The 7,855-nt window shown below is 40.7% G+C and carries 11 protein-coding genes; 10 read left to right on the top strand and 1 reads right to left on the bottom strand.

The annotated features are described in order from the left end of the window. The 4 genes from AB1414_10170 to dsrO all read left to right on the top strand — a co-directional run. On the top strand, positions 1–226 hold a 226-nt coding region (locus tag AB1414_10170), incomplete at its 5' end, for a menaquinol oxidoreductase (GenBank protein ID MEW6607798.1). A 244-nt stretch (positions 227–470) separates the two neighbouring features. Then, positions 471–2,081, top strand: coding sequence for a sulfate reduction electron transfer complex DsrMKJOP subunit DsrK (gene dsrK / locus AB1414_10165; protein ID MEW6607797.1), 1,611 nt, complete (start codon positions 471–473; stop codon positions 2,079–2,081). A 566-nt stretch (positions 2,082–2,647) separates the two neighbouring features. After that, positions 2,648–3,040, top strand: a complete 393-nt coding sequence (dsrJ, locus tag AB1414_10160; protein ID MEW6607796.1) for a sulfate reduction electron transfer complex DsrMKJOP subunit DsrJ — start codon at positions 2,648–2,650, stop codon at positions 3,038–3,040. A 2-nt stretch (positions 3,041–3,042) separates the two neighbouring features. After that, on the top strand, positions 3,043–3,741 hold the full coding sequence (gene dsrO, locus AB1414_10155; GenBank protein ID MEW6607795.1) for a sulfate reduction electron transfer complex DsrMKJOP subunit DsrO: 699 nt from the start codon (positions 3,043–3,045) through the stop codon (positions 3,739–3,741). A 28-nt stretch (positions 3,742–3,769) separates the two neighbouring features. On the opposite strand, the gene AB1414_10150 is transcribed toward dsrO, so the two are convergent. After that, positions 3,770–3,919 carry a hypothetical protein gene (locus AB1414_10150; GenBank protein ID MEW6607794.1) on the bottom strand — a complete coding sequence of 50 codons (150 nt, stop codon included), beginning with the start codon at positions 3,917–3,919 and terminating at the stop codon, positions 3,770–3,772. Between the two features lie 76 nt (positions 3,920–3,995). On the opposite strand from AB1414_10150, the gene nrfD reads away from it, so the two are divergent. From nrfD to AB1414_10120, 6 genes are all read left to right on the top strand, one after another. Further along, positions 3,996–5,168, top strand: coding sequence for an NrfD/PsrC family molybdoenzyme membrane anchor subunit (gene nrfD / locus AB1414_10145; GenBank protein ID MEW6607793.1), 1,173 nt, complete (start codon positions 3,996–3,998; stop codon positions 5,166–5,168). 388 nt (positions 5,169–5,556) lie between these two features. After that, a complete protein-coding gene (locus tag AB1414_10140) occupies positions 5,557–5,835 on the top strand; it encodes a DUF4258 domain-containing protein (protein MEW6607792.1) in 279 nt (92 codons plus the stop codon). Between the two features lie 16 nt (positions 5,836–5,851). Next, the gene (locus AB1414_10135; protein ID MEW6607791.1) at positions 5,852–6,097 is read left to right on the top strand and encodes a YgiT-type zinc finger protein; all 246 of its coding nucleotides are present in this window, start codon (positions 5,852–5,854) and stop codon (positions 6,095–6,097) included. A 581-nt stretch (positions 6,098–6,678) separates the two neighbouring features. Beyond that, positions 6,679–6,936 carry a DUF6883 domain-containing protein gene (locus AB1414_10130; GenBank protein MEW6607790.1) on the top strand — a complete coding sequence of 86 codons (258 nt, stop codon included), beginning with the start codon at positions 6,679–6,681 and terminating at the stop codon, positions 6,934–6,936. Positions 6,937–6,956: 20 nt separating this feature from the next. Further along, positions 6,957–7,193, top strand: coding sequence for a DUF4926 domain-containing protein (locus AB1414_10125; protein MEW6607789.1), 237 nt, complete (start codon positions 6,957–6,959; stop codon positions 7,191–7,193). 196 nt (positions 7,194–7,389) lie between these two features. Continuing rightward, positions 7,390–7,668, top strand: coding sequence for a hypothetical protein (locus AB1414_10120; GenBank protein ID MEW6607788.1), 279 nt, complete (start codon positions 7,390–7,392; stop codon positions 7,666–7,668). Positions 7,669–7,855: the final 187 nt, after the last annotated feature.

Raw genomic sequence — 7,855 nt, 5'->3', positions numbered from 1 at the left:
CCACCTGTTTTTAGTGTGCATACTGTTGATATATTTCCCATTTAGCAAACTGGTGCATATGGGAGGAATTTTCCTGAGTCCAACTCGAAATCTGGCAAATAATAATCGGATGAAAAGACATATTAATCCCTGGAATTATCCAGTAAAAGTTCATACTTATGAAGAATACGAAGAGCACTACCGCGAAAAGATGAAACAGGTGGGTATCCCGGTGGAAAAGGATTAACCACAGAGGATTAGCCACAGAGACACAGAGGACACAGAGAGGAAATGATAGAAAAGAGGTAATTATAGAATTGGATTTAAAAAAATCAGTGTTTTATCCGTGTCCATCGGGGATTGAATAGTTACGATTAATTCTAACAACCGTCTTCTCAAAGAGGAAACTTAAGAGAGTTATTTGATAAATAATTCTCTGTGCCCTCTGTGCCTCTGTGGCAAAAGCAAAAATACTTCCAAAAGGAGTGAACATGGCTAAAGAACCAAAACCTCAAGAAATAATATCTCAAATAAATTATAAACCTCCACAAAAATCATGGATGGATCTCCCGGTTGAAAAGAAGGAAGGGATGTTCTGCTATGGGGCAAAGGAGAAAAGCCTGCAAACCGTAGATTTCCCAAATCCAAGAACCTGGTCTGTGCTTGATGAGGACTGGAAACTTCCTCATAACTGGCAGGAGATAGTTTTAGAAGGGATGGCTGAGCGACTGAAAAAATATCGGTCTTTTAAGATTTTTATGGATATTTGTGTCCGCTGTGGTGCCTGTGCGGATAAATGTCATTATTTTCTTGGCACAGGCGACCCGAAAAATATGCCAGTATTACGAGCAGAACTACTTCGGTCAGTTTATCGAGGAAATTTTAAAAATATAGGAAAGGTTCTGGGGAAGTTAGCCGGTGGGCGAAAACTTACTCTTGATGTGCTCAAAGAATGGTGGTATTATTTCTATCAATGCTCTGAATGCCGCCGGTGTTCTGTTTTTTGTCCCTACGGCATTGATACTGCCGAAATTACAATGATTGCCCGCGAACTGCTCAATCTTTTGGGGTTAAATATAGAATGGATTGCCGGTCCAGCCGCAAACTGTTATATAAAAGGAAATCACTTAGGACTTGAACCGCATACGATTAAAAATTCCATTGATTTCCTGCTTGATGAAATAGAAGAAAAAACAGGTGTGCGGGTATCACCAACCTTCAATAGAAAAGGAGCAGAAATACTCTTTGTTACACCATCGGGTGACCTGTTTGCTGACCCGGGCACCTATACCTGTATGGGCTATTTGATACTATTCCACGAACTCGGACTCGATTACACATGGAGTACTTACGCCTCTGAAGGTGGGAATTTTGGATTTTTTACCTCGATGGAACTGGCAAAACGACTTAATACTAAAATATACGCTGAGGCAAAAAGGTTAGGAGTTAAGTGGATTATTGGTGGCGAATGCGGTCATATGTGGCGAGTGATAAATCAATATATGGATACCTGGAACGGACCTGCAGATTTCCTTGAAGTGCCTCTTTCACCCATCACAGGCACGAAATTTGAGAATGCCAAATCAACAAAAATGATTCATATCTCAGAATTTACCGCTGATTTAATTAAACATGGAAAACTTAACCTTAACCCAAAACGAAATGACCATTTAAAAGTAACCTTTCATGATTCTTGTAATGTTGCCCGCGGAATGGGAATGTTTGAAGAACCACGCTATATTATAAAAAATGTCTGTCCCCATTTCTATGAAATGCCTGATGAAACTATTCGAGAAAAAACATTTTGTTGTGGAAGTGGTTCAGGGTTGAATGCCTCCGAAAATATGGAATTGCGGCTTAGGGGCGGACTACCCAGGGCAATGGCCGTCAAGTATGTTCAGGAACAATATGGCGTAAATATGCTTGCCTGCATCTGTGCCATTGACCGCGCCGCCCTGCCTCCTTTGATGAATTACTGGGTGCCGGGGGTGGATGTAACGGGTGTGACTGAGTTAGTGGCAAATGCACTCGTGATGAAAGGAGAAAAAGAAAGAACCACTAATTTGCGGGGTGAAGAACTGCCGAATATAGTTGAAATATAAAAGGTTACATTCCGAGAAACGGAGAAAGGGAATCTGGTAACTGGTGAATGGTAAGTGGTAACTAATTACCATTCACTAGTTACCATTTACCAAAAACAGTAACCGTTCAGGGATATAGCCACAGAGTCACAGAGAACACAGAGGGAATATATAACCACGAATGAACACGAATAATAAAAAGATTTGTAGTGCGACGCTTTAACCTCGCTTCTGGCAAGCAGGAAAGCGAACCTAAAGGTTCGCATTACATTTATCGTAAGCGTTCAGGTGTAAATAAGGAGAAAAGGGGAAATGGGGAGAAAGGAAAGGGGTATAGGGGAATTAGGTAGCAGAAGGTTTCATCAGTTGTCAATGACATTCTAAATAATATGATTTTCTTACTAAAATAAGAATACTTTTTCCCCTTTTCCCTGATTTCTCCATTTCCCCTTCGTTACACCCTGAACGGTTACCATTTATCGAATGTCACAGGTTAATTCGTGTCCATTTGTGGCTAATTTCTCTAATTCTCTGTGAACTCTGTGCCTCTGTGGCTGAATGGTTACCAAAAACATAGGAGTATAAAAATGTATGATAAAGGCAAAATAATTCCGGGTTTGATTATTTTTGTGGGATTAATAACTTTTCCATTCTTCTATAATCTGGTGAAGGCATCAGGTAAACCTGAACCAGGTCTTGACACGCCTGTTATCAATAAAATGTCTAAAAAAGAGTGTGTCAAGCCAAAAGATGTAATGAGGACTGAACATATGAAATTGCTTCACGAATGGAGGGAGGCAGTCATTCGTCATGGTAATAGAGAGGTTGGAATTATTGATGGAGTCAGATACGAAAAAAGTCTTCAGAAAACCTGTATGAAATGTCATTCCAATAAAGCAGATTTTTGTGATAGATGTCATAATTATGTTGATGTCCAACCGAATTGCTGGAATTGCCATATTGCCCGGGAGGGAAAATAAAGATGGATAGACGGACATTTCTCAAAATAGGCGGCGGCTTGGCTATTGGAACCGCAATGGGACCATTACCGCAATTGGTCTCTTCTCTATTAGCAAAGGATATTAAAGCCAGTGCAAAAAATAAATGGGGAATGGTGATTGATGTTACCAAATGCGTCGAAGGCTGTAGTGTGTGTATGGATGCCTGCAGAAAAGAAAATAATGTGTCTTTGGATAATTATTGGATTCGAGTCGCCACGGTAACACCAAAGGTGCCAGACGCCAAACCTCAACCTGTTCCTTTATTATGCAATCATTGTGAAGACCCGTTTTGCGTTAAGGTCTGCCTGGTTAAGGCATCTTTTAAACGCGAAGATGGCATTGTCTTAGTTGATGAACACCGGTGCATTGGTTGTCGATACTGTATGATTGTCTGTCCGTATAAATCCAGGTCTTTTGTGTTTAAACATCAAGAAGGATATACTAATTCTGATTCCCCAAAACGACAACATGGGGTAGTGGAAAAATGCGACTTTTGTGTGAGCCGTGTAGATAACGGGGAGATGCCAGTTTGTGTGGTATCCTGCCCAAACAAGGCGATGTTTTTTGGTAACTTAAATGACCCAAACAGTGAAGTGGCTAAATTAGTCGCAAGCGGTAAAGCACACCCAATTCGCCCGGATTTAGGCTCAAAACCAAAGGTGTATTATTTAGGATTATAGTAAGCGTTCAGCCACAGAGGCACAGAGTTCACAGAGAATTAAGGAAATTAACCACAAATGTACACGAATTAACCTTTGACATTCCATAAATGTAGTGCGAATTTTTAGGTTCACCTTTTGGCTTGCCAGAAGCGAGGCTAAAGCCTCTTACTACAAATTTTTTTGTATTTGTATTCATTTATATATTCCCTCTGTGTTCTCTGTGACTCTGTGGCTATATCCTGAACGGTTACAGATTATAAGGTAGGTAACGAATGAAAGTATATTATACCAAAATCGAAGGAAAATCAACCACTCAGTATCTTTTATTAGGAATCCTTAGCATCATGGCTATTGCTGGACTATATTCTTCCTATCTAATGTTCACCAAAGGACATTATCTCACTGGAATGAATAATCAGGTTCCCTGGGGACTACCAATTATTCTTACTATTTATTTTATTGGGTTAAGTGCGGGTTCATTAGTTCTGTCATCTTTATCATCGGTGTTTGGTAGAACCGAATATAAAGGATTTGCCCGTGTAGCCGCTTATTTAGCCGCTTTGTTGCTTGTTGGAGCACTTTTATCGCTTGGACTTGATTTAGGTCGGCCAGAAAGAATTATGCTGGCATTTTTCTACCTTAATCCAAAATCTATCTTTTCCTGGAATGGCTTTCTATATTCAATTTATATCTTGATTTGTATTGTTTATCTCTGGGCAATGATTACCGAAAAGGATAAATTGGTTAAAGCAATTGGGGTTTTAGCCGTAGGCTGGGCAATTGGTGTGCATAGTGGCACTGGAGGGATTTTTGGTTTTACCAGTGGCAGAGAATTATACCACTCACCACTAACGCCACCGAGTTTCGTTGCCGCGGCTTTATCTTCAGGAACGGGTTTAATTATCATTCTATTAGTGCTAACCTTTAAGGTTACCAGACGCTTTTTGGACCCGCAACTAATTATAGGTCTAAGCAGACTATTGGTTTCGTTTATCCTTGTTGTTTTATATTTTCTTGCGGTTGAGAATTTAACCCGACTTTATTCACCCGCAAGCTATGAAGCAACGCATTTCCTTTTATTTAGTGGCAATAAATATTGTCTGATTTTCTGGATTGGGCTGATACTGATGGGTTCTATTGTGCCAGCCATTATACTTTTTATTAAAAAATCTATTGGTTGGATAGTTTTTGCTTCAGCACTGGTTGTATCTAGTGTTTTCTGCGAAAGATTTATTATTGTTATTCCTGGTCAGGTGCTTCCGTCAGAACTATTTCCTGGCTATGAAGTCCGTAGTCCTTTTGGGGATGGGACGATTGGAAGTTATTTTATCAGTTTGCCAGAAATCACTCAAGCAGTCGGAATTGTAGCCATTATTGGCATCTTATATATTCTTGGGTTGAAATTCTTCGCCTTACTGCCAACAGAGGCGAAATATATCGAGTAAAACGGTTAGAATAAACCACGAAGGACTCGAAGAAAAAATATTCGACCTGTGAAATAGGTTTTAAAGAAAAAGCAAAAAACCTCCGATAATATATATAACCAGCTGAACTTTTGGGTAGTATTGGGGTCAGGGTAGTATTGGGGTCAGATCGTGAATGTGGAATGCACAATAATTCTGGTAAGCCAGAAGAAAAGAAAAAGAAGGTGAAGTGAAACTTCTGCCTAACTAATCGTTGCAGCGGACGGCGGGGGGTGGGGATGTGTTTGAGATAGTTTTGTAGTTTACCAGAGTTTTATCTTGCTTATGAAAGTTTAGTGGTAATTCTCCCTGCTGCAGGTGAGCTTAATCGTTAGCCCTGAAATCGAACAGCGAGGATAAGGAGTATGAAATGGATGTACTGCAGCGTATGCGACAAGCCATTCGTGAGCAAAGATACCGCATTAGCTCACATGCTAATGACGAAATGGCAGAAGATTTTCTGGTAGCGGCTGACATTGAAAACATTATCCTCACAGGTGAAATTATGCGTAAGTTTACCCACGACCGACGTGGGACTCGGTACGAAGTACTCGGTCATACCGTTAATTACCGCCGTGCTTATGTAGTATGTCGCTTTTTACTGTCAGGCGTATTGCTGATTATCACGGCATATATCAAGGAAGAATAAGGGGGAGGTAGATACGATGAAAGGGGATCAATGCGAATTCTGTGAAGGGGAAATGGAGCAACGGCGAGTTTTGGCCAGGTTTTGCTTCAAAGGACAAACGATTTACGTCGAAAACGTACCTGCTTGGGTATGTAACAAGTGCGGTGAGCAATATTTTGACGCATCGGTCTATAAACATCTTGAGAAAATCGCATGGCAACGCGAACAGATTCAAAGGATTATCTCTTTTCCCCTCGCAGAATTTGATAGGGCTATCGCTTGATGAGAGTGAATAAAATTAGGATCAAACCTTGAAAGTTGAATAGATTTTGTAATCTTATTGAAATGAAATAGTTTAGCAATCTGTGAGAAATGAGAAAACACTTGTAGAGTGAATCTTTTGTCTAACAAATCGTTGCAGCGGACGGCGGGAGACTGTGCCGTAATTGAGAGTTTTATAGTATTTCAATAGGTAATCGTGCTTACAAAGTTTGGTGATAATTCTCCCCGCCGCCGCTGAACTCTATCGTTATCTCCTGAAAATACAATGACAAAGATGAGTATCGCAGATGTTAGACGCAGCAGGAATCACCAAGCATTATCAGCGTAAAAGTTGTCATGTTATGGAAACACAGTTAGAGGCAATGTGATGAAAGTACCAAATGCAAATCGTGCTGTAGTGGATACTAGTGTCTCTTCAAGTTTATTTTGATGGGTTCGGCTCCTGCAGAGGCAATCCTTCTCATCCTACCCTCTCCCTTCAGGGGAGAGGATTAAGCTGAGGGGGAAAAGCTGCTCTACCTACGAATTCAATCTTGAAGAGGCACTAGTAAGCTTCTTAATTATAGCCTTAACCCAAATCATATAACGGGTAAGCATAAAGCTCGCATATTCGCAACCTCATTGGGCATAACCACTGACGATGCTGAAGTTTTGCGTGATATTCTCCTGCAAGCAGTAAGAGAGTATGATGCTGAATTAGGCTTAAAAGATAACTATGGACAACGATATCAAGTTGATTTTACATTGGAGTGGAAAGGCAAACAGGCAGTGATTCGGAGCACGTGGATTATTGAGCCCGACGTGCCATATCCGAGATTGACCAGTTGCTATCCGCTGTAAAAAAATGGTGAGGCGATGAGATGAAGGACTCTATCAAACTACTTGACGTGGTAGCGTTAACTGTTGACATACCCGAACACAAGTTGTGGCGCGGACAAGTTGGCACAGTGGTAGAAACTCTTGCGCATGGCAATGCTTTCGAGGTTGAATTCAGTGACAGAGATGGACGCGCGTATGCATCGCTGGGGTTGCGGCGTGACCAGATCATGGTATTGCAGTATGATCCATTGTCAGCACGCGAGTTAGTGTCTGCGTAAGAAAACGAGAGAGCGAGTGTGTGATACAATCTGCTCATAACGATGATAACAATTTGAGATAACAAATCGTTGGAGTGGATTGTGGAAACTGCACTCTACAATTTGTGGTAATTCAAGCATTAGTAGTATCAGCAATATTGAATGAACGTTCCAGCCCCGCAACCACTCAACTCATCGTTAGACAGATTAAAGAAAGATGAATGAACAAATCAAAGCACCAAAGGGGATTAAAATCATAGCTGGGCTGATGTTCATAATTGGCTTGATTATGACCTTTCTCCAAATCGGCTTCCTTACAGGAGCAGTACCTCTTGAAGGTTCTGAAGGCTATAAAATAGCAAGTTATGCGTCAGCCATTGCTGAGGTAATTTTTATAGCCCCATTGTTCATTGTTGCAGGAATTGGTTTGTGGAAGATAAAAGAATGGATTGTTAGGGTGCCTTTTCTCTGGTCGAAGCGAAAAGACGAAGGCTGAGATATAAAGCGATGTCTATAGAAAGTAAAGGTATAATATAATCAAAACCGAAGAATAAATTGGAGAGCGTTGCGTAGGACTTAAGGCTATATCTACGGTCCCAGGCATTGCTTTACCTCATTTTCTGCCATCTTTTTGTATTTCTTGACATTTTGGAGTCCCAAAAGATAACCCAGAGGGTCATTAA

Source organism: bacterium (assembly GCA_040755795.1).
Classification (GTDB): Bacteria; UBA9089; CG2-30-40-21; order CG2-30-40-21; family SBAY01; genus JBFLXS01.
This window is presented reverse-complemented; position numbering and strand designations above follow the sequence as displayed.

Excerpts from the sequence above, each read along its gene's own strand:
- dsrK (MEW6607797.1), top strand. The coding sequence starts at position 471 with ATGGCTAAAGAACCAAAACCTCAAGAAATAATATCTCAAATAAATTAT.
- dsrJ (MEW6607796.1), top strand. The coding sequence starts at position 2,648 with ATGTATGATAAAGGCAAAATAATTCCGGGTTTGATTATTTTTGTGGGA.
- dsrO (MEW6607795.1), top strand. The coding sequence starts at position 3,043 with ATGGATAGACGGACATTTCTCAAAATAGGCGGCGGCTTGGCTATTGGA.
- AB1414_10150 (MEW6607794.1), bottom strand. The coding sequence starts at position 3,919 with ATGAATACAAATACAAAAAAATTTGTAGTAAGAGGCTTTAGCCTCGCT.
- nrfD (MEW6607793.1), top strand. The coding sequence starts at position 3,996 with ATGAAAGTATATTATACCAAAATCGAAGGAAAATCAACCACTCAGTAT.
- AB1414_10140 (MEW6607792.1), top strand. The coding sequence starts at position 5,557 with ATGGATGTACTGCAGCGTATGCGACAAGCCATTCGTGAGCAAAGATAC.
- AB1414_10135 (MEW6607791.1), top strand. The coding sequence starts at position 5,852 with ATGAAAGGGGATCAATGCGAATTCTGTGAAGGGGAAATGGAGCAACGG.
- AB1414_10125 (MEW6607789.1), top strand. The coding sequence starts at position 6,957 with ATGAAGGACTCTATCAAACTACTTGACGTGGTAGCGTTAACTGTTGAC.
- AB1414_10120 (MEW6607788.1), top strand. The coding sequence starts at position 7,390 with ATGAATGAACAAATCAAAGCACCAAAGGGGATTAAAATCATAGCTGGG.